Consider the following 23,124-nt stretch of genomic DNA (forward strand, 5'->3'; position numbering starts at 1 on the left):
GAGAGTGCTCGTGGACGAACTGCGGCAGCTCGGCCCCCGCCTGCGGGCCGCCCGCCGCGAGCGCGGGTGGACGCTCGACGAGCTCGCGGGTCGCGCCGGGCTCTCGGTCAGCACGCTCTCGCGCCTCGAATCCGGCAAGCGCCAGGCGAGCCTCGAGCTGCTGCTCCCCCTCACGCGGCAGCTCGGGATCCGCGTCGACGACCTGCTCGAGCCGCTCGACCGCGACCCCCGCGTCAGGCGCCGCCCGATCCGGCGCGACGGCATGACGATCGCCCCGCTCACCCGCGAGGAGTCGGAGGTGCGCGCGTTCAAGATCACCTACCACCCCGACGCGCCCGAGCGGCCGCCGCAGGTCCACGACGGGCACGAGTGGCTGTACGTGCTCTCCGGGCGGCTGCGGCTCTCGCTCGGCGAGCAGGAGCTGGTTCTCGGCCGCGGCGAGGCGGCCGAGTTCGACACCACCGTGCCGCACCGCATACGCGCCGTCGGCGCCCGGCCCGCCGAGGTGGTGAGCATCTTCAACACCGTCGGCGAGCGCCTGCACCTGCACAGCCACGACGAGGGAGCGACCTGATCCTGCCGCCCGGGCCGGCACGGAATTCGGCCGAACGCGATGCGTTCAGCCCTGAAAATTCCGTGCCCACTCCGCCACGCGGGCGGCGCTCTCCTCCTCGGAGAGATCCTCGACGCGGGTCATCACCGACCACCGCACGCCGAACGGGTCGCGAATGCTCGCGAAGCGATCGCCCGAGACGAAGTCGGCGGGCGCCTCGCGCACGGTCGCGCCGGCCGCCACCGCGCGCTCGACGGTCGCGTCGACGTCGGGCACGTACAGCCCTATGGAATAGCAGTCGTCCTCGCCCTCCGGCGCGGCGACGAGGTGGTAGTCGGGCACGGGCTCGCCGAGCTGCAGGTGGCCGCTGCCGAAGTCGAGCTCGGCGTGCACCACCACCCGGGCCGGTGGGCCCGGCGGCTCCGACGACGGACGCGACGCGTCCGCGTCTTGAGCCGGAGACGGCATCTCCGTCACGTCGACCACGCGCGCGCCGAACACGTCGCGGTAGAAGTGGATGGCGTCCGCGGCTCGCGGGATGGCGAGAAAGGGGGTGAGGCTCGTGGATCCGTGCGGCATCCCGTCGGTCGTGTGCGCGCCGTTCGCGGCGCGGGTCTCGTGCGCGTTCATGCCTTCAGCGTAGGATCGGGCCGGGGTCGCCGCTTGCAGATCTGCGCCACGATGCCGCGCGGGCGACGGCGCCTCCCCGCGATCGCCGGAGGGAGACGACATGGAGGAGCAGGATCGGCGGGGCATCCTCTACCCCCAGCGCCTCCCCGAGTTCCACCGCCTCGCGCCGCCTCCCGCGCTCGCCCACGCGGTGCACTGGTTCTGGATCCCGGAGTGGTCGCTGCCCCGCGGCGCGGAATCGCGCCAGGAGCTGCTCCCCTACCCCGCCTGCAACCTCGTCGTCGAGCCCGCGGGCACCACGGCGGTCGGCCCCACCACGCGGCGGTCCGAGCGCGTGCTCACGGGCAGCGGCTGGGCGGTCGGCGCGCTGCTGCGGCCGGCCGCGGTGCCGGCGCTCGTTCCGGATCCGGCGCGCTGCCGCGACGCGGAGCGCCCGGTGCCCGACGCCGCGCTGCTCGAGGAGGTCACCCGCGCGATGGCCGATCCCGAAGCGCCCGGCGACGCCCGCAGGGCGCGCGCGGTCGAGGTGCTCTCGCGCTGGCTGCTGGAGCGCGTCCCGCAGCCCGGCGCCGACGGGGCGCTCGCGAACGAGCTCGCCGAGGCGATCGCCGATCCCGCCGTCACCCGCGCCGACCAGCTCCCCGCGCTGCTCCACGCCTCGGCGCGCACCCTGCAGCGGCTCGCCGAGCGCTTCTTCGGCCTCTCGCTGCACTCGATGATCCGCAGGCGCCGGCTGCAGGAGGGCGCTCAGCGGCTGCGCGAGGACGCGGGGCTCGGGATCGCCGCGCTCGCGAGCGAGCTCGGCTACGCCGACCACGCCCACTTCACCTCGGACTTCAAGGCGCTGCTCGGCGTCACCCCGAGCGAGTATCGCGCACGGGCGCAGATGTAGCCCCGGCAGTAACGCACAGATCCGCGCTCACACACAGGACTTGCGGCGAATCGGTGTGCTCGGGTGAGGATCTGCGCGGCACGGCTCGACGGCACCACCCGGGCTCAGACGGTGGGCTCCCCCAGCGAGAGCATGAGGCGGTTGGCCCAGTTGAAGAAGGCGCCCGCCTGGATCGCGTCGAGCAGCTCGAGCTCGTCGAATCCCGCGCAGCGCCGCGACCTCCGCCTCGCCGAAGCGGGAGGGCGTGGCCATGAGTGCGACGGTCGCATTGATGAGCGCGTCCCACCTCGCGCCGAAGCGCGAGTGCACCGAAGCGCAGAACACGCAGCCGTTGAAGCGCGGCGAGTTCGCGCTCGGCGCGCGGCGGCGTTGGCGTTGTGGAAGATGTCGAGGTCGGTGAGGGTGCGCTCCCGCTCCACGAGCGCCTCGTAGTGGCGCTCCGTGAACTCGGCGACGGGCAACGGCTCGAGCCACGGCTTCCAGCACAGCGAGTCCTGGGTGAAGCGCGGCGGCTCGGCGACCCGGGGAGCGGGCGGCAGCTGCTCGGCGGGCTCGACGGCGGGCGCGGGATCCGCCCCGCCGAGTCCCTCTCGCGCGGCGCGCGCGACCTCCGCGGCGAGCGTCCCCAGCTCGCCGGCCTCGACCGAGGCGCCGTCGGCGCGCCGGTCGCCGAGGGCGTAGGCCGCCTCGACCGAGGCCACGGCGTAGACGGCGCCGTCGGTGCTCTCCGGCGCGTTCTCGGCGCGGAAGGCCCCGTAGGGGCCGGATCCCGCGGCCCGCTCGGCCTCGGCCACGATCAGGGGCTCGAGCCCCGCGCCGCCTCCGGTCTCGCGCAGCAGCGCGCCGTAGAACGCCACCGCCGCGGGCTGCTCGTGCAGGCGCGCCACGAACAGCGCGATGGCCGCGCGCTCGGGAAGCGACACCTGCGACGCGTCGACGGGGCGGAAGAGGGCCTCGAAGCTGCCCTGCGCGTGGGCGTCGGGCCGTCGCCCGCGGGCGGCGTCGAGCGGGTCGCCCGGGGCGATGCCGGTGAGCGCGTCGATGATGTCGGTCTGGGCGGTGGCGCCGGTGGTCATGGGACTCCTATCTGCTGGCGATTCTGCGGTCGCTGCCCGATCCGGGTCGAATTCTCGCGGGGAGGCGGGGCGGGATCCCTAGATCTCCCAGTGGCCCGACGCGAGCGAGGCCCCGGGGATCGCCTCGAGGAGCCGCCGCGTGTAGGGGTGCCGGGCGCTGCCGAAGACCTCCTCGGTGACGCCGTGCTCGACCTGCCGTCCGCCCTGCAGCACCGAGACGGTGTCGGAGATCTGCCGCACGACGGCGAGGTCGTGCGAGATGAACACGTAGGTGAGCCCGAGCTCGTCCTGCAGCCGGGCGAGCAGCCGCAGGATCTGCGCCTGCACCGTCACGTCGAGCGCCGAGACCGCCTCGTCGAGCACGACGAGCTCGGGCTCGACGATGAGCGCCCGCGCGATCGCGACGCGCTGCCGCTGTCCGCCCGAGAGCTCGCGCGGCTGGCGGTGCGCGAATTCGGGCGGCAGCGCGACGAGCTCGAGCGCGCGGGCCACGCGCTCGGCGTGCTCCCGCCGCGACCCGATGCGGAAGTTCTTGAGGGGCTCGGCGAGGGTCTGCCCGATCGAGAGGCGCGGATCGAGCGAGCCGTACGGATTCTGGTAGACCATCTGCGCGGTGCGCCGGAACTCGCGCAGCGCCCCTCCGCGCAGCTCGGTGACCTCGACCCCGCCGCCCTCGGCGTCGCCGACGCGCACGCTGCCCGAGGTCGGCTTCGAGAAGCCCGCGATCGCGCGCCCCGTGGTCGTCTTGCCCGATCCCGACTCGCCCACGAGCGCGTGCGTCGAGCCGCGCACCACCGTGAAGGAGACGCCGTCGACCGCCACGAACGCGTCGGCGCCCCGCCCGAACTCCTGCCGCAGCTCGCTCACGCGGCAGGCCGCTCGTGGCGACGCGTCGCGTCTCGCGGCGACGGCGCCGCGCGCGCCCTCGCGCTCGGCCGACGTGCGCGGCGCGGACGACTCGGCCGCCTCCGACCGCTCCCGCACCACGATGCGCCCGAACGAGGGCGCGTCGTCCATCAGCTGCCTCGTGTACTCCGACTCGGGGTGCGCGAGCACCCGCGCGCTGAGCCCCGACTCCTGCACCTCGCCGTCGCGCATCACCACGACGCTGTCGGCGCGGTCGGCCGCCACCGCGAGGTCGTGCGTGATGAACAGCACCCCCGTGCCGGTCTCCTCGCGCAGGCGGTCGATCAGGTCGAGCACGGTGCGCTGCACCGTGACGTCGAGCGCGCTCGTCGGCTCGTCGGCGATGATCAGCTCGGGGCTGTTGGCGATGGCCGCGGCGATGAGCACGCGCTGCCGCATGCCGCCCGAGAACTCGTGCGGGTACTGCCGCGCACGGCGGATCGGGTCGTCGATGCCCACCTGCTCGAGCAGCGCGTGCACGCGATCCCGGATCTCGTCGCGGCTCGGCCTGCCGTGGATGCGCAGCGACTCGCTGATCGACCTGCCGATCGTCTGCACCGGGTTGAGCGAGTTGCCCGGATCCTGCGGGATCAGCCCGATGCAGCGGCCGCGCAGATCCTGCCAGCGGCGCTCCCGCAGGCCCACGAGCTCGGTCGTGCCGAGGCGGCGCTCGTTCAGCGTGATGCCGCCTCGGACGATGCGCCCGTTCGAGGCGAGCAGGCCGATGACCGACTGCGCGACGGTGGTCTTGCCCGATCCCGACTCGCCCACGACCGCCGTGACCCCGCCCGCCTCGACGTCGAAGCTCACGCCGCGCACGGCGTCGACGACGCCGCGCCTCGTGCGGTACTGCACCGCGAGGTCGCGGATGCTCAGCAGGGGCGCCTCGCTCATCGGTCTCCTCCCGCGCCTATGGCCTGGCTCAGGCGGTTCGTCGCGATCACCACGGCCACGACGACGAGGCCGGGCAGGGTGGTCAGCCACCAGGCGGTGGCCACGTAGTTGCGCCCCTCGGCGATGAGCAGACCCCACTCGGGGGTGGGCGGCGGCGCCCCGTAGCCGAGAAAGCCGAGTGTCGAGATCTGCAGGATCGCCGACCCCAGCTGCAGCGCCGCGAGGGCGACCACGGGGGTGAGCGAGTTGGGCAGCACGTGGCGCCGCAGCACGCTCCAGAACGTGCCGCCGGAGCCGTAAGCGGCCTCGACGAACTCGCTCGCGCGCACGCTCACGACCTGCGAGCGCGACAGCCGGGCGAAGACGGCGACCGAGGTGACGCCCACCGCGACGGCCGCGTTGGCGGTGCCGAAGCCGAGCAGGATCACGACGCTGAGCGACAGCAGCAGGGTCGGGATCGCCAGCAGCACATCGACCAGCCGCATGAGCGCTTCGTCGACCCTGCCGCCCGTGGCGCCCGCCGTCACGCCGATCAGCGAGCCGAAGACGAGGCCCACGAGCACCGCGATGAGCGCCGCGCTGATGGACTGCGACGCCCCGTGCACCACGCGGGCGTACACGTCGCGCCCCGTCGCGTCGGTGCCGAACCAGCGCTCGGCGCTCGGCCCCTGCAGCGCCGCGCCCACCTGCTGGGTGGGGTCCGCGGAGGTGAAGAGGCCCGGCGCGACCGCCCAGGCGAGCGCGACGAGCAGCACGAGCAGCGGCACGAGCACGCCGGGCCGCAGCACGGCGCGCCAGGCGCTCGCGGCTCGCGCCCCCCGGGAGGGGCCCGCGGGTGCGCCGGGCGTCGCGGTCGAGACGATGGCGGTCATCGGGCGCCTCCCGCGGTCGTGCTGCGCGCGGACGGGGCGAGGGCGTCGGTCGCGCCCGCCGCGGGGCCGGCGGGCGCGGACCTCCGGGAGGCGCGGCCGCCCGGCCCGCCGCGGTGCCGCAACCGCGCGTCGAGCACGGGGTAGAGCAGATCCACCAGCAGATTGATGGTGACGAACGCCACCGTCGCGATCACCACGACGGCGAGCAGCACTGGGGTGTCGCGGTTGGCGACCGCCTGCGCGGTGAGGCTGCCGATGCCGACCCGCCCGAAGACGGCCTCGGTGACGATCGCGCCGCCCACCAGCTCGCCGAAGAGCAGACCCGCCATCGTCATGGCCGGCAGCAGGGCGTTGGGGGCGACGTTGCGCCAGAGCAGCCACGACGTGCTCGCGCCGCGGGCCCGCACGACGTTCACGAACGGCTGCTCGCGCACCTCGTCGATACTGCGCAGGAACACCTGCGCGAGCGGCGCCGCGATGGGGATGGTGAGCGTCACGGCGGGCAGGATCAGCGCCTGCGCCGGGCTCGCCCCGATCACGGGGATCAGGCCGAGCCTGAACGAGAACACCTGGATGAGCACGATGCCGATCCAGAACACCGGCAGCGAGATGAAGAACGGCGGCAGGTTGCGGAACAGGCGGCGCAGCCACGATCCCTTGCCGTAGCTCGCGGTGAACGCGATGATCACGGCGAGCAGCACGGCGCCCACGAGCGCGATGCTCGCCAGCGCCAGCGTCGAGGGCAGGGCCTCGGCGATGAGGTCGGAGACCTTCGCGCCGCTCTGCACCGAGTACCCGAAGTCGCCGCGCACGAATCCCCCGATGGACTCGAGGTATCGCAGCACCAGCGGTCGGTCGATGCCGTACGAGGCGCGGATCTCGGCGATCTGCTCGTCGGTGAGGCCGAGTTCGGGGCTGCCGTAGCGCGCCATCACGGCGTCGCCGGGCAGCGCCGCGAGCAGGATGTAGGCACCGGTGTAGGCGAGCACGAGGACCAGGAAGGCCTGGCCCACGCGCCGCAGCAGCGCCGCCCGGGTCATCGCTCGATGGTCACGTCGTAGAACGACGGACGGCCGATCGACTCGGTCTCGAAGCCCTTCACCCTCGACTGCAGGCCGAACACCTGCGGCTCCTCGAAGAGCGGCAGCACGTAGGCCTGATCCGCGATGCGCTGCTGGGCGGCGGCCGAGGCGGCCTGGCGCTCCTCGACCGTGGGCACGGACGCGATCTTCGCGAGCATCGCGTCGAGCTCGGGATCGTACAGGTCGCCCGTGCCGGGGTCGAGGTTCACGAGCGCATTGCGGTTGCCCGAGTACAGCTGCGACTTCAGCACGTCGAAGTCGGCGCGGCCCACCATCGAGTGGAAGACCTGGACGGTGTCGAGGCTGCGCTGCGCCTCGTCCTGCGCCACCTGGTCGCCGGCGAAGATCTTCACGCCGACGCCGATCTGGGCGAGCTGCTCCTGGATGAGCGTCACGACCTCCTTCGAGCGCGGCTGCGGCAGCGCCTCGTTGAAGGTGAGGATCAGCTTCTGGCCGTCCTTCTCGCGGATGCCGTCGGATCCGGGCTTCCAGCCCGCGTCGTCGAGCAGCCGCTTCGCCCGGTCCTGATCGAACACGTAGTTCTGCGAGGTGTCGACGTAGCCGAGCGCGCTCTTGGCGAGGACGCCGGTCGCCAGCGGGTAGCTGGCGGTGAAGAGCGTCTCGACGATCGTCTTGCGATCGATGCCCGCGATGAGCGCCTGGCGCACCCTGACGTCCTGCAGCAGCGGGTTCCCGAAGCGGAAGTTGAGGCTGTTGTTGACGCCGTTGGTGGGCGCCGCGACCAGTTCGAGGCCGTCAGCGGCGAACTGCCCCTCGTCGGGCGCCGGGATCGTGCGCGCGACGTCGGCCTGGCCCGAGACGACGGTGCCGACGCGCACGCTGGCCTCGCTCGCGACGATGAAGTTCACGCCGTCGATCCGGGCGGCGCCCTGGTTGTCGCGCGACGCGGGCGCCCAGGCGTAGTCGGCCCGGGTCTTCAGCGACAGTTCGCTGCCGATCTTCTCGTTCTCGATCACGAAGGGACCGCTGCCGATGATCTCGGTGGCATTGCCCGGACCGAACTCCTCGCTGGTGCGGTCGAGCGTGTCGTTCGAGAGCAGGCCCGAGTTGATGGTCGACACCGCCTGGGCGAAACCGGGAGACGGCGCCGAGAAGAAGAACTTGACCGTGCGCTCGTCGACGACCTCGCCGCGGTCGTAGTTGTTGATCGCCTCGGAGACGGGCAGCGCGCGATTCGGGTCGCCCTTGCCGAAGAGGTCGATGTTCTTCACCACGTTCGCCGCGTCGAGCGGCGTGCCGTCGGAGTAGGTCACACCCTTGCGCAGCGTGAAGGTGTACTCGGTGGCGTTCTCGTTCACCTCGGGCAGCTTCTCCGCGATCCAGGGCTCGAGCTCCAGGGTCTCGGGGTTCTGGTACAGCAGGCGGTCGGTGATCTGGTTGATCACGCCGCCGTTCGGGTAGAAGCCGCCTGCCGGCGGGTACAGCGTGATCCAGGTCTGAGGCTCGAGGTAGGTGAGGGTGCCTCCGGACGAGCCCGTCGCGGCATTCCCCCCGCCACCGCCGCTCGCGGAGCAGCCCGTCACCGCGATCGCGATGGCGGCGACGGCCCCGATCCAGACGGCACGGCGCTTCTTCATGGGGACTCCTCTGGTCTCTTGGTATCTTGCGGTGAACCGCGCCGGGCAGACGTCTGCGCGGCAATGCGTACGATGCAACTATTGTTATACGTGTCATAAGATATCGAAAAATAGCCCCGTCACAGAAGTTCATGAAATCCGTTCCGAGTTCCGGCCGTCGCATTCGGTCATCCGCCTTCACCGTTCGCGACCCGGCCGCGTATAACGACGATGCGCCCGCCCGCCCGCAGCGCGCCTCCATCGCCCTCGTCGGCGCCGGTCCGCGGGGCGCATCGCTCATCGAGCGCATCGGCGCGAACCTCGAGGTCGCGGCCCTCGACGGGCTCGCCCTCGATCTGCACGTGATCGACCCAGCGCAGTCGGGCCCGGGACGCATCTGGCGCACCGATCAGAGCCGCGAACTGTGCATGAACACGCTCGCCCACGCCGTCACCCTGTTCACCGAACCGGGCAGCACGGTGGCCGGCCCCGTGCGGCCGGGCCCCACCCTCTACGAGTGGATCCTGCTCGTGCGGCGTGGCGGCACCCGGCCGGCCGATCAGGATCGGGTCGATCCCGAGCTCGCCATCCGCGTCGCCGGCATCCCGGCCGCCCACGTCGCCGCCTTCGACTCCTTCCCCGTGCGCGACGGCCTCGCGGCCGACTACCGCGACGAGCTCGCCCGCACCCGCCCCGACTCCCACCCCAGCCGCGCGCTCTACGGCGAGTACCTGAGCTGGTGCTACCACCGCGCCGTGGCGTCACTGCCCGCGGGCGTGCGGGTGATCCGGCACCACGTGCCGGCGGTCGCGATCGAGCGCGCCGCGAATGCCGAGGAGGGGCGGGACATCGTGCGGCTCGCGGACGGGGGGCGGGTGACCGCCGACTCGGTGGTCATCGCCGCCGGCTGGATGCCGCGCGAGGAGACCGCGGCCGAGCGCGCGCTCGCCGCTGCGCTGTCGGCGCGTCCGGAGCTGACGTGGGTGCGGCCGGCGAGCCCGGTCGAGCAGGAGCTCGAGGGCATCGTGCCAGGCGCCCGCGCGATCGTGCGGGGCATGGGCATGGGCTTCTTCGACACGATGGCCCTGCTGACCATCGGCCGGGGCGGGCGATTCGTCGAGGATCCGGCCGCCCCGGGCGGGCTGCGCTACGAGCCGTCGGGGCGCGAGCCGATCCTCCACGTCGCCTCGCACCGGGGCGTGCCCTTCCGCGCGAAGACCCTCTACGGCTCGCTGCCGCCGAGCCCGGCCCAGCGCTTCGCGCTGAGCATCGACTGGAGCGCCGAGCCGCGCCCCATCGACTTCGATCGGCGGCTGTGGCCGCTCATCGTCGCCGACGCGTACCTCGACTACACGGCGACGCTGCGCCGCACGCGCCCCGACGCCGTGGCCGCCTCGAGCGAGGAGCTCATCGCCGCCGTCGCCGGGGCCGTCGACGGCCTGGCCCGCGAGCAGGCGCAGCGAGCCTCGGAGCCCGTCGACCTCTTCGCCGCCCCCGCGCGCATCGGCGAGGCGCTCGCACCGTTCGTGCCCGATCCGGCGCTCCGATTCGACCTCGCCGCCGAGATGCGACCCGTGAACCGGGGCTTCGAGAGCCCCGACGAGTTCGACGCCTGGGTGCGGCGCCGCGTGCTCGAGGACCTGCGCGAGGCCGGACTCGGGCGCGACAGCGCACTCAAGGCCGGCCTGTGGTCGATCAGTGCGGCGCGAGGCGTCGCCGGGGCCGTGGGCTCGCTGGGCGGCTTCGACGCGGAGTCGCGCGCATCGGGCTACGATCTGCTGATCGCGATCGGGGGCATGGTGGGATCGGGCCCGCCCGCCTTCCGCAACCGCCAGCTGGTGGCGCTCGCCGAGCGGGGCCTCGTGCGCTTCATAGGGCCGACGGCGCGGGTCGCCGTGGACGAGCGGGGCTTCGTCGCGAGCTCGCCGGCCGTCGCGGGTTCGGAGGTCTCGGCGCCCGCCCTCATCGACGCGTGGATGCACTTCCACAGCCTGGCCGAGACCGCGGACCCGCTGGCGCGGAGCCTCGTCGTCGACGGACGCGCCCGCGCCTTCACCGTGCCCGCCCGGCGCGGGCCGCGCGCCACGACCGGCGCCTTCGACATCGATCCCGCGACGGGGCTGCTGATCGGCGCCGACGGCTCGACCGACCGATCCGTGCACGTCGCCGGGATCCCCGTCGACGAGGCCGTTCACGGCACCATCATCAGCCCCATGCCGGGCACCGACCCGCCCATGCTGCGAGAGACCGACCGGGTCGCCCGCAGCGCCATCCGCGTCGCGACCGCCGCCCCCGACAGAAAGGACCCCGCATGTCTGACGTCCGCCCCCTAGCACTCGTCACCGGCGCCTCGAGCGGCATGGGCCGCGAGATCGCGCGCGAACTGGCCCGCACCCACCGCATCATCGCGGTGGGCCGGGACGCCTCGCGACTGGCCGCCGTCGCGGCCGAGACGGGAGCCGATCCGTGGCGGCTCGACGTCACCGACGCCGAGGCCCTGGCCGACCGCATCGCGGGGCTCGACCGGCTCGACGTGCTCGTGCACGCGGCCGCGATCGCCCGCACGCTGGGAGTCGACGCCGCCGACGCCGCCGACTGGGCCGCGCACTTCGCCGTCAATGTCACGGGGCCCGCGGTGCTCACGCGCCTCGCGCTGCCGCTGCTGCGCGAGGCGCGAGGCACGGTCGTCTTCATCGGATCGGGCGCGGGCACCCGTCCCGTCCCGGGCAGCGCGGTCTACACCGCCACCAAGCACGCGCTGCGCGCCGTCGCCGACGTGCTGCGCATCGACGAGGAGCCGCACCGCCTGCGCGTGGTCACCGTGGCTCCCGGGCAGACCGACACCGACATGCTGCGCTCCATGGTCCCGGCCGAGCAGTACCGCCCCGAGCGCTACATTCGTCCCGAGTCGGTCGCGGGCGCCGTGCGCTTCGTCGTCGACGCGCCCGCCGACGTGCAGATCACCGACCTGGCGGTGCGGCCCCGCCAGGAGATCAGTCGCATCTAGCGGCGGTCCGGGCGCCGCGCCCGTCCGCGCTCCCCGCTGCGCCGACAGCCCCGCCTTCGATCCGTGTGCGCCTTTCGGGCGTTCGCCCCGAGACGGAACCCCCGGAAGGCGCACACGGATCGGGTCGACCGCCATGACCGTAAGGCGGGCGATGGGGCGCGAGGGAACGCAAGAGCCCCCGCCGAGGCGGGGGCTCTTGCGTTGTCCGTCTGGCGGAGACGGGGGGATTTGAACCCCCGGTCGAGTTCAACCCCGACCCTTCATTAGCAGTGAAGTCCGTTCGGCCGCTCCGGCACGTCTCCATACGCGAACAACGTCACCCATTCTAACCGGACCACGCGTCCCTCCGGAAATCGCCCCGGTCCGAGGAGGCTCAGGGCACCGTGCGCCCGGCGGAGCAGGTCGCGACGGCGGGCGTCGTGCCCGTGATCCGGTCGGGGAGCACGACCGAGCCGTCCGGGCCGGTCGACGGCGTCGGGCCGGTCGACGGCGTCGGGTCGGTCGGCGCGTTCGGATCGGCCGGCGCGTTCGGATCGGTGGGCGCGTTCGGGTCGACCGGGGCGTTCGGATCGACCGGGGCGTTCGGATCGGCCGGCTGCCCCTCGCCCTCCTTCACCACGCCCTCGCCGGTACCGGTCACCGTGATCGGCTTTCCGCTCTTGAGCACGTCGAAGAGCAGCTGCCCGCTGGTGTAATCGGGAGTCAGCTTTCCCTCCGCGTAGGGGTGCGAGAACGAGGGGTACTGCACGAAGTTGATGCGGTTCAGGTCGATGTCGCGCACCGTGCTCGCGACCCGCTGCATGAACTCCACGCTCGCCATGTTGCTCGAGAGCGTCATGTTGTCGACGCCCGCCTTCGCGAGGCCGTACACCTTGACCGGATCCGACAGGGTCTCGGCGCTCTTGAGCTCGCGCACGAGCGACGACATGAAGACCTGCTGATTGCTGATGCGGCTCGTGTCACCGCCGTCACCGACGCCGTACCGGGTGCGCAGGAACTGCAGCGCGTCCCACCCGACCAGGGTGTTCATGCCCGCGGGCAGGTCGAGCCCGGTCTTCTCGTCGACGATGGGCTGCGTGAGGCAGACGTCCACGCCGCCGATGGCGTTCGACACCCCGATCACCCCGTCGAAGGTGATGAGGGCGGCGTTGGGAATGTTCATGCCCGTGAGCTCCGAGATGGTGCTCGCCACGCAGGGAAGCCCCCCGTAGGTCATGGCGCTGTTGAGCTGCTGCTCGCTCATCGCCGGGTATTGCGTGCCGTCCGGGGCGGTGCAGCTCGGGATTGGAAGCATGAGGTCGCGGGGGAAGCTCACCACGGTCGCGTTCTTGTGGTCGGCCGAGACGTACAGCAGCAGATTGACGTCGTTGAGCTCGCCCTCCTCGCCGTCCTGATAGGCCTGACCCTGGCGGGTGTCGGATCCGACCAGCAGAACCGCCAGGTCGCCGTTGATGGTCTGGTCGCCGGCGCCGACCGCCTTGGCCTGGGCGCCCAGGTCGACCGTGCGAACGTCGGAGACGAGGCCCCAGACGGCGTAGGCCGCCGTCGCGACGCCGCTCAGCGTCACCACGATGGCGGCCGTCAGCAGCACGCGCAGCGCGTTGCCCCAGCTGCTCGACCGGTGCAGCCTGCCGTGTCGCACGGACGTCGAGCGCTCCACGCCTTCAGCGATTCTCTTGGCCATTCAGCTTCCCGGGTTCGTGCGAGCAGCGACCACCGCGCTCGTCAATAACGACCCAATGTACCCGAGGCTACTGTGTGAGCCCTTGGAGAAGCCGACGAGGCTGGGTCGCCGTCACGCCGGCGCCATCGCCATCGTCTCGGCACGGTTCCGGGCCGCCCAGCGCCACAGCTCGTCCCGGTTCTCGATGCCCAGTTTCGCGAAGACGTTCGAGAGGTGGGTCTCGACCGTGCGCGCCGAGATGTACAGCCGCTCCGCGATGAAGCGGCTCGTGTGCCCGAGCGCGGCCAGCAGCACGACCTCCCGCTCCCGCGCGGTCAGCCCCGGAACGGGCGGCAGGGGCAGCCAGATGCCGAGATCGGCGAGCAGCCGCACCTCCGGCTCCTCGCTGTCGACGGCCGTGAGCCCCGGCTGCGCGGCGATGCGCGTCATGTGGGCCACGAACGCATCGCCGACGGCCGGGTCGATGTCCGCGGCGAGCGCCCGGGCCCGCTCGAGCAGTTCGTCCGAGGGCGCGCGCGTCTCGAAGGCGATCGCGTGCAGCGCTTGCAGTTCGATCAGCGCGAGCCCCTCGGCGCGGGCCCACTCCGCGACCCGCTCGGCCTCGGCGAGCACGTCCCCTCCGCGCAGCCACTGCCGCGCGCGGAGCACGAGGATGCGGCGGTGCCCGCCGAGCGCCAGGGAGATGCCGGGCAGCGGCACCTCCGAGGCGTGGATCGCGCGGATCGCCGCCTCGCGCTCGCCGGTCACCGCGAGTGCGAGCGCGAGGGCCGCCTGGACGAGGGCGGCCAGGCCGTACCTGTCGTGCCGCTCGAATCGATCCACGAGGCGCTCCGCGCTCTCCACGACGTCGCTCCAGCGTCCCTCCTGCACGCCGAGCAGCACGCCTCCCGTCTCCACGAATCCCGAGTACCGGGCCTCGGCGTGGGTGTCGGCGTAGGCCTCCGTCACGAGTTCGTCGAGCACCTGGCGCGCGCTCTCGCCGCTCCCGCTCACCCAGTAGCCGAGCAGCCAGCAGAAGCCCTGCAGGTCGACGTGGTCGGCTCGCGACCGCGGGCCGAGGCGGCTGAGCCGCCGCGCGTTCTCGGCGCTCGAGACGGCTTGCATCAGCGCGCCCTGCTGTTCGAGGATGAGCCCCTGCATCGCGCGCGCCGGTGACCGCGCCCACTCCACGCCGAGGTCCGGGGACAGCTCGGGGCGGGGGCCGGCCTCGGCGGCCGCGCGGATGCGCCCCGAGCAGGCGAGCACGAACACCCTCGTGCTGCGCACCACCTCGGTCGTCATCGGATCGGCCGCCTCGACCTCCCCGTCGAGCTCGTCCAGGGCGGCGAGCGCCAGGGAGATGTCCCCGCCCTCCCACATCGTCTGGCGGATCAGCGTGGTGTGCAGCGCGACCCTGATCCGCTGCTCGAGCGCGTCGGAGCGCGCGGGGTCGTCCAGCAGCCCGCGGATGATGCGCAGCGCACTGCGCATCATCCCGCCGTCGCCGAGCAGGTTGGCGATCCGCGACGCCCGCAGCACGGCGACGGCTGCCTGCCCGGCCTCGGCCCCCGGGTGCACGGCGGTGGCCATGGCCAGGCGCAGCACCAGACGCGGATCGCCGCCCCGGTCGGTCAGCTCGAGCGCCGTCCAGAGCCACTCCAGCGGCAGCTCGCGTCCGCCCTCGAGTCCGAACACCACCAATCGCATCAGGCGGTCGGGCGCGTGGGTCGGGTCGCACCCGCCGCGGTCCTCGTCGAGTGCCCGGAAGATCTGGTCGCTGAGCTGGATCATGCGCACGGGAGACATCCCGGAGCGCAGCGAGGCGGCGAGCAGCGGGTGCGTCACCACGAGCGACGGCCTGCCGTCGTGCGTCTTCGACGCCACCATGCCGCGCTCGAACAGCCTCGACAGGCACGCGGCGTCGATGCTGCGCAGCAGGGTCGACTCCATCACAGGCTCGGCCTGGGCGATCAGCTCGAGGGCGTCCCGCTCCTCTGCGGTGCAGGTCTCGGTGACGAGGTCGGCGAACTCGTGGGGCACCTGGTCGGCGTCGGAGGGCACCCACGCGGTGCCGCGGGCGCGGCGCAGCGCGCCCGTCCGGTCGCTGGCGAGGGCGAGCGTCGTGAGCGCGTGGCTGTTTCCGCCGGACGCCTCGTGCCATCCGCGCAGCGTCTCGGCCTCGATGCGCTCCACCCGCAGCAGGTCAGCCAGGTAGGTGCCGCTCTCGGCCAGATCGAGAGGGCCGATGGAGATCAGGCGACCGCTCGGTCCGTGGCAGATCCGCTCGACATCGCTCGTGAGGTATCTCGCGGTGGCGATGATCCGCACGCGCCGAGCGCGCGCGAGATGCGCGAGGATCTGCGAGTCCAGAGGCGAGTAGTCGTCGATGTCGAGGGCGACGAGAACGAGGTCGGTCCCGCCGATCCACCGTTCGACCTGCTCGAGGACGCGGCGCGACAGCTCGGCCGGATCCTGCTCCTCGCCGAAGGTTCCGAAGTCGGCGGAGAACACGGAGGCGATGCCGCTCGAGGCGCGCGGCGGGTGCGGCAGCACCAGCGTCTCGACGCCGGTCGCGCGGCTCCTCAACTCCTCCGCCGCCTGCTGCGCGAGGGAGGCCTTGCCGTTTCCGGGTTCTCCGATGAGCAGGGTGACGGACGCCGACGGCTCGGCGGCGTCGATCACGCGTTCGAGACGGTGCGGAATCGTCGTGGATGGCCGAACGCGACGCTCCAGAACGTCCCGCGAACCCTCGATATCACCTCGGGAACCGACCAGCATCGGCATCCTCCTGCTCCCTCAGCCCCCTGAAATGCGCCCCCGCCAGATTCTCGCCTGTTCCCCGATGAAATTGCAAGCGATTCTCAGACTTTCGTCAAAGATGCACCTGGACCTTTGGCGTAGATCATCCATTTCACGCATAGACATGAGTCGCACTCCCGGGCGTGCGCGGAGCCTGTCCCTCCCCGTTCGCGCCCCCGCTACGCTGGTTCCATGCGCATCGCCACCTGGAACGTCAACTCGATCCGCACACGCTTCGGCCGCGTGGTCGACTGGCTCGTCCGCGAGGACATCGACGTGCTGGCCATGCAGGAGATCAAGTGCCGCCCCGATCAGTTCCCGGTCGATGCCTTCGAGCGGGCGGGCTACCACCTCGAGATCCACGGGCTCAACCAGTGGAACGGCGTGGCCTTCGCGAGCCGGCACGAGATGACCGACGCTGCGCGGTCCTTCACCGACATGCCGGGATTCGGACACCCCGTCAAAGGCCAGGAGGCCGTGCAGGGAGCCGGCCCGAACGGGATGCCGCTCGAGGCCCGCGCGCTCGGCGTGACGGTCGGCGACCTGCGGCTGTGGAGCCTGTACGTGCCCAACGGCCGGGCGCTGGGCGACCCCCACTTCGACTACAAGCTCGCGTGGCTCGAGGCGCTGAGGCACGACGCCGAGGCCTGGCTCGAGCAGGATCCGGATCTGCCGCTCGCGCTCATGGGCGACTGGAACATCGCCCCTTTCGACGGCGACATGGCGGATCCGTCGTTCACGGTGGGCGAGTCCACGCACGTCTCGCCCGAGGAGCGCGCGGCGTTCGCCTCGTTCTCGGCGACGGTGGAGGACGTCGTGCGGCCGATCGTACCCGAGGGCTTCACCTTCTGGGACTACAAGGCCGGCCGCTTTCCGAAGGACCAGGGCATGCGCATCGACTTCATCCTCGGCTCGCGGGCGTTCGCCGACGCCGTCACCGGCGCCTCGATCGAGCGCGACGAGCGCAAGGGCGACGCGCCGAGCGACCACGTGCCCGTCGTCGTCGACATCGATCCGGCGCTGCTCGGCGGCACCTTCGAGGACGAGTACGACCGGCCCATGGTGTTCTGACCGCAAGTAGACTGGACCGCATGGCTGAAACCCTGCGCGTCGCAACCGTCAACGTCAACGGCATCCGTGCCGCGTATCGCAAGGGCATGGGCGACTGGCTCGAGCGCCGGGACATCGACGTGCTCGCCATGCAAGAGGTGCGCGCGCAGGACGAGCACCTCGAGGAGTTCCTCGGCGGGAACGGCTGGCACGTGCTGCACGACCCCTGCGAGATCAAGGGCCGCGCCGGCGTCGCGATCGCGAGCCGCGCTCCGGCGACCGCGCACCGCGTCGGGCTCGGGCCGCTCGACGCGCAGGATCGCATCCAGTCGTCGGGCCGCTGGCTCGAGGCCGACTTCGAGGTCGGCGGCTCCTCGATCACGGTGATCAGCAACTACACGCACTCGGGCGAGGTCGACACCCCCCGCCAGGAGGCCAAGTGGGCCTTTCTCGACGCGATGGGCGTGCGCATGAACGAGCTGATCGACGAGCGCGAGTTCGTGACCATCGTGGGCGACTTCAACGTGGGCCACCGCGAATTCGACATCAAGAACTGGCGCGGCAACGTGAAGCGATCCGGCTTCCTGCCCCGCGAGCGCGCCTACTTCGACCGCTTCTTCGGCCCGCGCGGCGAGAACGTGCTCGGCGTCGACGGCACCGAGGGCCCCGGCTTCGGCTGGGTCGACGTGGGGCGCCGCTTCCACGGCGAGGTCGACGGCCCCTACACCTGGTGGTCGAACCGCGGCCAGGCCTTCGACAATGACACGGGCTGGCGCATCGACTACCAGGTCGTCACCCCGGCGCTCGCCGAGCACGTCGAGCACTACGCCATCGACCGTGCCGCCTCCTACGCCGAGCGCTGGTCCGATCACGCGCCCGTGGTCGTCGATTACGCTCTCGGGCGCTGACTCCGCCCTCGAGATCTTCCCCGCTTACGGGCAGCGCATCGCGTCGCCACGACCACGCCGAGGCCGTCTCGGCCTCGGGAGAGAGTTACCCCAATGAGTACAAGCACCCCCAAGCCCGTCATCTTCTCCGGCATGCAGCCCTCGAGCGACTCGCTGCACCTCGGCAACTACATCGGCGCGCTCAGCCAGTGGACGAGGATGCAGGAGGAGTACGACGCCTTCTTCTGCGTCGTCAACCTGCACGCCATCACCGTGCCGCAGAATCCGGCCGAGCTCGCCGAGCGCACCCGCGCGACCGCGGCGCAGTACATCGCCGCGGGCATCGACCCGGCCCGGTCGACGCTGTTCGTGCAGTCGCACGTTCCCGCGCACGCCGAGCTCTCCTGGGTGCTCAACACGCTCACGGGCTTCGGCGAGGCGAGCCGCATGACCCAGTTCAAGGACAAGTCCCAGCGCTACGGATCCGACACGACCTCGGTGGGGCTCTTCACGTATCCGGTGCTCATGGCGGCCGACATCCTGCTGTACCAGGCGGACGCGGTGCCCGTGGGCGAGGATCAGCGCCAGCACGTCGAGCTGACGCGCGACCTGGCGAACCGCTTCAACTCGCGCTTCGGCGAGACCTTCACGGTGCCCGAGGCGCAGATCCAGCAGGGCACCGCGAAGATCTACGACCTGCAGGAGCCGACCGCGAAGATGTCGAAGTCGGCCGAGACGGAGGCCGGGCTCATCAAGGTGCTCGATCCCGCGAACGTCACGAAGAAGAAGATCATGCGCGCGGTGACCGACGCCGACGGCGAGATCCGCTTCGATCGCGAGGCGAAGCCGGGCGTCTCGAACCTGCTCACCATCTACTCGGTGCTCACCGGGCGCCCCGTCGCGTCGATCGAGGCGGAGTTCGCGGGCCGCGGCTACGGCGACCTCAAGAAGAGCCTGGTCGAGGTGGTCGAGGAGACCTTCGCGCCCGTGCGCGCCCGCACCGAAGAGCTGCTGGCGGATCGGGCCGAACTCGACCGCCTGCTCACCGCGGCCGCCGATCGCGCCGACGAGGTCTCGGGCCGCACCCTCGACCTCGTCTACGACCGCATCGGCCTGCTGCGGCGGTGAGCCGCCGGCCCGGGCTCGGCGAGGGGTTCGGCTTCAGTCGGGCCGGTGCGCCCGAGAGCGCCTGACCGAAGCCGAATCCCTCGCCGAGCCCGGGCCGGAGGGGAGAACTCGGCACTACGGCACGAGCACCGCGCGTCCCTGCACACGGCCGTTGGTCAGGTCGTCGAAGGCCTGCAGCGCGTCGTCGAGCGGGTAGCGCACCACCTCGACGCCGATCTTGCCGGCCTGCGCGAGCGCCACGACCTCGCGCATGTCCGAGCGGGTGCCGCCGTACGCGCGCTCGATGTTGACGCCCCAGGGCAGGCCGGTGCCGCTGCCCGCCACGTACTCGAACGCCCCTCCACCGAGGCCCACGAAGCGGATCGCGCCGCCGCCGCGCACGACGGCGAGCGCGAGATCGACCGTCGGCTGCACGCCCACGAAGTCGAGCACCACGTCGGCCCCGATCCCGCCGGTCTCCTCAAGGATCCGCGCAGCGGCGCCGCCGTCGCTCGGCAGCGTGAGATCGGCGCCGTTCTTCTCGGCGAAGGCCAGCTTCTCCGGGTCGGTGTCGAGGGCGATGATGCGGGATCCGGTGGTCGCCGCCAGGATCTGCAGCGCCATGTGCCCGAGCCCGCCGAGCCCGATCGTGACGACCGTGGCGTCGCCGGTCATGCGGTCCCGCACGGTGTTGATCGCGTGCATGGGGGTGAGCGCCGCGTCGGCGAGCGGGGCGGCCTCCACCGGGTCGAGACCGCCGATGGGGTCGAGGTGGTGCGCCTTCACCGCGATGTAGTCGGCCATGCCGCCCGGGCTGCCGATGCCGGGGGACAGCGGTGCGAGCGCGTCGCGCGGGTAGACGACCTCGCACTGGTTGTCGCGCCCCGCGAGGCACTCCCGGCAGTGCCCGCACGACAGGATCAGCGCCACGAGGGCGCCGTCCCCCTCGTTCCATCCCCGCACCTCTGCGCCCGCCTTCGCGACCGTACCCGCCACCTCGTGGCCGAGTGTGCCGCCGATGAGCGGATTCTCGTCGCCCATGCCGATGATCGCGATGTCGGAGTGGCAGAGGCCGGCGCCGCCGACTTTCAGCAGCACCTCGTCCGGCTCGATCTCGGGAACGGGCTTGTCCCAGATCTCGACCGTGTCGTTCTTCACGTAGGTCACTGCGCGCATCGCTTCTCCTGTTCTGGCCGCGGGTCTGCGACCGCAACTGTTCAGGGCGTCGGATCGGCGTCCTCACCTCAGGGTACTCCCGTCGTCTCCGTAAAGCATCAGCCGTCACTTTGTCTTCACCGGGCGTTTCCGGCGGCGACGTCACGGCCCCTGACGCTCGGGATCCGTAGACTGAGCCCATGACCGACGACGCCCGCGTCCGCACCGCCGAGGCCGTCCGCCGGCGCCCTCCATCGGTCGCCGCGCTCCGTCGCGTGCCCCTCACGATCTCGTTCGTTCTCGCGATGCTGGTGGTGGGCGCCGTAACGGGCACGATCCTGACCCCCGCCGCGCAGCAGCCGTGGTACCCGCAAGTGGCGACCGGGCTCCCCGCCCTCGCCGAGGGCCGCTGGTGGACGATCCTCACCTCCCCCTTCTTCGTCGACTCGCCACTCGTCTACCTCACCCTTCTGCCGCTCGTGGCCGGGGGCCTCGGGTGGTCCGAGTGGCGCTTCGGCTCGCTGCGCACCGCCGGGCTCTTCGCGGGCGGCCACCTCGTCGGGGTGCTCGGGGCCGCCGGGATCCTCGTCATCGTCTCGCAGGGCGGGTGGCCGTGGGCGGTGCGACTCTCCGAGACCTACGACGTCGGCCCCTCGGGCGGCGCGCTCACGACGCTCGTCTTCGCGGTCGCCACGCTGCCCGCCCCCTGGCGGCTGCGGGCCCGCCTCGCGATCGCGGTGTGGGTCGGCATCTCCGTGCTCTATCTGGGCCAGCTCTACGATCTGGAGCACGCCGTCTCAGCGGTCGCCGCGCTGGTCGCGAGCGGCTGGTTGCCGGCCTTCCGGCGCCCCGCAGGCAGGCCGAGCCAGCGCGAGTGGCGGCTCATCGGGCTCGCGGCGCTCGTCGCGATCGGCGTCATCCAGGTGCTCGACCTCGTCGTTCCCTACGACGGGCCGCTCGGCAGCAACGCCCCCACGGCGTCGTTCGTCGACGTCGCCGTCGACGTGATCATCATCGCCCTCATCGCCAACGGCATCAGGCAGGGCTTCCGAGTCGCCTGGATCGCGGCGATCGTGCTGGGGGCCTACAACGTGACGACCGGCGTGCTGGGCATCGCCCTGCTGCCGGTGCTCGTAGACCTCGGAGCCGTCGCCGCGCCCACGGATCTGCTCGGGCTGCTCGTCGCCCCGGCGCTGTTCTGGGCCGCGATCCTCGTCCTCCTCATAGCGGGGCGCGCCGCGTGGCGGGTGCGGCTGCGACCGGCGCGACGCCGCCTCGCCGCGGAGCCGCTGACCCGGGCGCAGCTGATCGACCGCCTGCGGCACTTCGGCGGCGGCACGATCTCCTGGATGGCCACGTGGAACGCCAACGACCGCGTCGCGGCCGCCGGCGAGGGCGCCGTCGCCTACCAGGCGCACGCGGGCGTCGCGATCATGCTGGGAGATCCCATCGTTCCCGAGGCGGCGCGGGCGGATGCGCTCGCCGACTTCGAACGGGTGACGCAGCAGGCTGGGCTGATCCCGTGCGTCTTCTCGGCGAGCGGCGCCGCGGCCGCCGCGCGCCCCGCCGGGTGGCGCTCGGTGATCGTGGCCGAGGACACCATCGTCGACCTGCCCGGCCTCGAGTTCAAGGGCAAGGCCTGGGGGCCCGTGCGCACGGCGATGAATCGGGCGGGCCGCGAGGGCATCGAGTTCCGCATGGTGCGGCTCGCCGACGAGCCGTGGAACGTGCTCGCCCAGGTGCGGGCGATCTCGGAGCAGTGGAGCGGCGACAAGGGGCTGCCCGAGATGCGGTTCACCCTGGGCACGGTGGACGAGGCGCTGGATCCCGAGACCCGCGTCGCCATCGCCGTCGATGGTGACGGCAGCCTGCACGGGGTGACGTCGTGGCTGCCGGTCCACGGGGCGTCCGCGAGGACGGGTGGCGAGCCCCGGATCGTCGGCTGGACGCTCGATCTGATGCGGCGACGCGACGGCGGTTTCGGCCCCGTGATGGAGTTCCTCATCGCCGCGTCGGCGCAGCACTTCTCAGACCGGGACTACGAGTTCGTGTCGCTCTCGGGCGCCCCGCTCGTGCGGCCTCGGGACGCGGAAGCCGGCCCCGTGGATCAGGTGCTCGAGCAGATCGGCGGGCTCATCGAGCCGCTCTACGGCTTCAAGTCGCTGCACCGCTTCAAGCAGAAGTTCAACCCGCGGCACGAGCCGCTGCACCTGCTCTACCGCGACGAGGGCGATCTGCCGCGCATCGGGATCGCGCTCACCCGCGCCTACCTGCCCGACGCCTCGCTGCGGGATCTCGTCGCATCCGCGACGGTCGGCCGCTCGGGCTGATCCGCGCCGCTCCGAAACGGCCTACAGTGGGGATCATGTCCAGGTTGCATGCCCTCCGCTCGACGGCGGGCGCCGTCTTCGGCATCGGCGCCCAGATCTTCGGTGAGTTCACGGCCGTGTGGAGCATGCGGCTCTCGTGGATGCTGTTCAACCGGGGGGGTACGCGCGAATCTACTTCTCGCACTACCACCGAACGCCCCGACCGCCGCTCGAGTTACCGGGCACCGACGAGCCGCGCCTCGTCGACCTCACCTTCATCAACGCCACCACCCTCTCCGTGTCCGACGTGAGGGTTGTGAACACCCGCATGCTCCGGACCGTCGTGTGGCACACCACGCTCGCGTTCTTCTTCAACGCCCTCATCATCGTGCTCACGATGAACGTGATCGTGAACGGATCGCTCTTCGCCGCGCTTCTCGATTAGGGCGGGGAGACTGTTGCGGGGCCGGCGCCCACGCGGCAGCACGAACGCGAGAAACGTTGTACATTTAGTCATGTGTTCCGGGGTCGGTGTGATTCCGAACCGGCGGTGAAAGCCCGCGAACCCCGCTCGAGCGGGGCCGAATCGGTGGAATCCCGATGCCGACGGTGATGAGCCCTCAGCTCTAGTCCGGATGATAGGAACGCGAAGCTGCGATGCATCG

Annotated in this window: 18 protein-coding genes, 1 tRNA gene and 1 riboswitch; of the genes, 9 read left to right on the top strand and 10 right to left on the bottom strand. The window is 72.0% G+C overall.

Annotated elements, in window-relative coordinates; genetic code table 11:
- The first annotated feature begins 10 nt into the window (after positions 1 to 10).
- On the top strand, positions 11 to 574 hold the full coding sequence (locus tag D1J51_RS05130) for a helix-turn-helix domain-containing protein (protein ID WP_119074120.1): 564 nt from the start codon (positions 11 to 13) through the stop codon (positions 572 to 574).
- A 45-nt stretch (positions 575 to 619) separates the two neighbouring features.
- Here the strand turns inward: D1J51_RS05130 and D1J51_RS05135 are convergent, their stop codons facing one another.
- Positions 620 to 1,183, bottom strand: coding sequence for a VOC family protein (locus tag D1J51_RS05135; RefSeq protein WP_119074121.1), 564 nt, complete (start codon positions 1,181 to 1,183; stop codon positions 620 to 622).
- A gap of 100 nt (positions 1,184 to 1,283) precedes the next feature.
- On the opposite strand from D1J51_RS05135, the gene D1J51_RS05140 reads away from it, so the two are divergent.
- Positions 1,284 to 2,075 (top strand): helix-turn-helix domain-containing protein, encoded by a 792-nt coding sequence (locus tag D1J51_RS05140; RefSeq protein ID WP_119074122.1) that lies wholly within the window; start codon positions 1,284 to 1,286, stop codon positions 2,073 to 2,075.
- 104 nt (positions 2,076 to 2,179) lie between these two features.
- Here the strand turns inward: D1J51_RS05140 and D1J51_RS18320 are convergent, their stop codons facing one another.
- From D1J51_RS18320 to D1J51_RS05165, 5 genes are all read right to left on the bottom strand, one after another.
- Positions 2,180 to 3,151, bottom strand: a complete 972-nt coding sequence (locus D1J51_RS18320) for a carboxymuconolactone decarboxylase family protein (protein WP_240422943.1) — start codon at positions 3,149 to 3,151, stop codon at positions 2,180 to 2,182.
- Positions 3,152 to 3,229: 78 nt separating this feature from the next.
- Complete coding sequence (locus D1J51_RS05150; RefSeq protein ID WP_119074123.1) at positions 3,230 to 4,951, bottom strand: dipeptide ABC transporter ATP-binding protein; 1,722 nt, start codon at positions 4,949 to 4,951, stop codon at positions 3,230 to 3,232.
- A complete protein-coding gene (locus D1J51_RS05155) occupies positions 4,948 to 5,823 on the bottom strand; it encodes an ABC transporter permease (RefSeq protein ID WP_119074124.1) in 876 nt (291 codons plus the stop codon). Before D1J51_RS05155 ends, D1J51_RS05150 begins: the two co-directional genes overlap by 4 nt.
- Positions 5,820 to 6,863 (bottom strand): ABC transporter permease, encoded by a 1,044-nt coding sequence (locus D1J51_RS05160; RefSeq protein ID WP_119074125.1) that lies wholly within the window; start codon positions 6,861 to 6,863, stop codon positions 5,820 to 5,822. The genes D1J51_RS05155 and D1J51_RS05160 overlap by 4 nt, the downstream gene beginning before the upstream one ends.
- On the bottom strand, positions 6,860 to 8,503 hold the full coding sequence (locus D1J51_RS05165) for a TIGR04028 family ABC transporter substrate-binding protein (RefSeq protein ID WP_119074126.1): 1,644 nt from the start codon (positions 8,501 to 8,503) through the stop codon (positions 6,860 to 6,862). Before D1J51_RS05165 ends, D1J51_RS05160 begins: the two co-directional genes overlap by 4 nt.
- 131 nt (positions 8,504 to 8,634) lie before the next feature.
- On the opposite strand from D1J51_RS05165, the gene D1J51_RS05170 reads away from it, so the two are divergent.
- Together D1J51_RS05170 and D1J51_RS05175 are read left to right on the top strand one after the other, a co-directional pair.
- A complete protein-coding gene (locus D1J51_RS05170; protein ID WP_119074127.1) occupies positions 8,635 to 10,815 on the top strand; it encodes an FAD/NAD(P)-binding protein in 2,181 nt (726 codons plus the stop codon).
- Positions 10,794 to 11,489 carry an SDR family oxidoreductase gene (locus D1J51_RS05175; protein ID WP_119074128.1) on the top strand — a complete coding sequence of 232 codons (696 nt, stop codon included), beginning with the start codon at positions 10,794 to 10,796 and terminating at the stop codon, positions 11,487 to 11,489. The genes D1J51_RS05170 and D1J51_RS05175 overlap by 22 nt, the downstream gene beginning before the upstream one ends.
- 210 nt (positions 11,490 to 11,699) lie before the next feature.
- Here the strand turns inward: D1J51_RS05175 and D1J51_RS05180 are convergent.
- From D1J51_RS05180 to D1J51_RS05190, 3 genes are all read right to left on the bottom strand, one after another.
- Positions 11,700 to 11,791: transfer RNA gene (locus D1J51_RS05180), tRNA-Ser, on the bottom strand.
- Between the two features lie 71 nt (positions 11,792 to 11,862).
- Complete coding sequence (locus tag D1J51_RS18580; RefSeq protein WP_119074129.1) at positions 11,863 to 13,173, bottom strand: LCP family protein; 1,311 nt, start codon at positions 13,171 to 13,173, stop codon at positions 11,863 to 11,865.
- A 111-nt stretch (positions 13,174 to 13,284) separates the two neighbouring features.
- The gene (locus D1J51_RS05190) at positions 13,285 to 15,930 is read right to left on the bottom strand and encodes a helix-turn-helix transcriptional regulator (RefSeq protein WP_162903670.1); all 2,646 of its coding nucleotides are present in this window, start codon (positions 15,928 to 15,930) and stop codon (positions 13,285 to 13,287) included.
- 213 nt (positions 15,931 to 16,143) lie between these two features.
- Between D1J51_RS05190 and D1J51_RS05195 the strand changes: the two genes are divergently transcribed.
- The 3 genes from D1J51_RS05195 to trpS all read left to right on the top strand — a co-directional run bounded on the left by D1J51_RS05195 (position 16,144) and on the right by trpS (position 19,016).
- The gene (locus tag D1J51_RS05195) at positions 16,144 to 17,022 is read left to right on the top strand and encodes an exodeoxyribonuclease III (RefSeq protein ID WP_119074131.1); all 879 of its coding nucleotides are present in this window, start codon (positions 16,144 to 16,146) and stop codon (positions 17,020 to 17,022) included.
- A gap of 20 nt (positions 17,023 to 17,042) precedes the next feature.
- Positions 17,043 to 17,909, top strand: a complete 867-nt coding sequence (locus D1J51_RS05200; RefSeq protein ID WP_119074132.1) for an exodeoxyribonuclease III — start codon at positions 17,043 to 17,045, stop codon at positions 17,907 to 17,909.
- Between the two features lie 93 nt (positions 17,910 to 18,002).
- The gene (gene trpS / locus D1J51_RS05205; protein ID WP_119074133.1) at positions 18,003 to 19,016 is read left to right on the top strand and encodes a tryptophan--tRNA ligase; all 1,014 of its coding nucleotides are present in this window, start codon (positions 18,003 to 18,005) and stop codon (positions 19,014 to 19,016) included.
- Positions 19,017 to 19,130: 114 nt separating this feature from the next.
- Here the strand turns inward: trpS and D1J51_RS05210 are convergent, their stop codons facing one another.
- Positions 19,131 to 20,171, bottom strand: coding sequence for a zinc-binding dehydrogenase (locus D1J51_RS05210; RefSeq protein WP_119074134.1), 1,041 nt, complete (start codon positions 20,169 to 20,171; stop codon positions 19,131 to 19,133).
- A 179-nt stretch (positions 20,172 to 20,350) separates the two neighbouring features.
- Between D1J51_RS05210 and D1J51_RS05215 the strand changes: the two genes are divergently transcribed.
- Both D1J51_RS05215 and D1J51_RS05220 read left to right on the top strand, forming a co-directional pair.
- A complete protein-coding gene (locus D1J51_RS05215) occupies positions 20,351 to 22,480 on the top strand; it encodes a bifunctional lysylphosphatidylglycerol flippase/synthetase MprF (RefSeq protein WP_119074135.1) in 2,130 nt (709 codons plus the stop codon).
- A gap of 136 nt (positions 22,481 to 22,616) precedes the next feature.
- Positions 22,617 to 22,904 carry a DUF1345 domain-containing protein gene (locus tag D1J51_RS05220; protein WP_240422945.1) on the top strand — a complete coding sequence of 96 codons (288 nt, stop codon included), beginning with the start codon at positions 22,617 to 22,619 and terminating at the stop codon, positions 22,902 to 22,904.
- 69 nt (positions 22,905 to 22,973) lie between these two features.
- A riboswitch (FMN riboswitch) is annotated at positions 22,974 to 23,110 on the top strand.
- Positions 23,111 to 23,124 lie beyond the last annotated feature (14 nt).

This window comes from Leucobacter sp. wl10 (genome assembly GCF_003569785.1).
GTDB lineage: Bacteria > Actinomycetota > Actinomycetes > Actinomycetales > Microbacteriaceae > Leucobacter.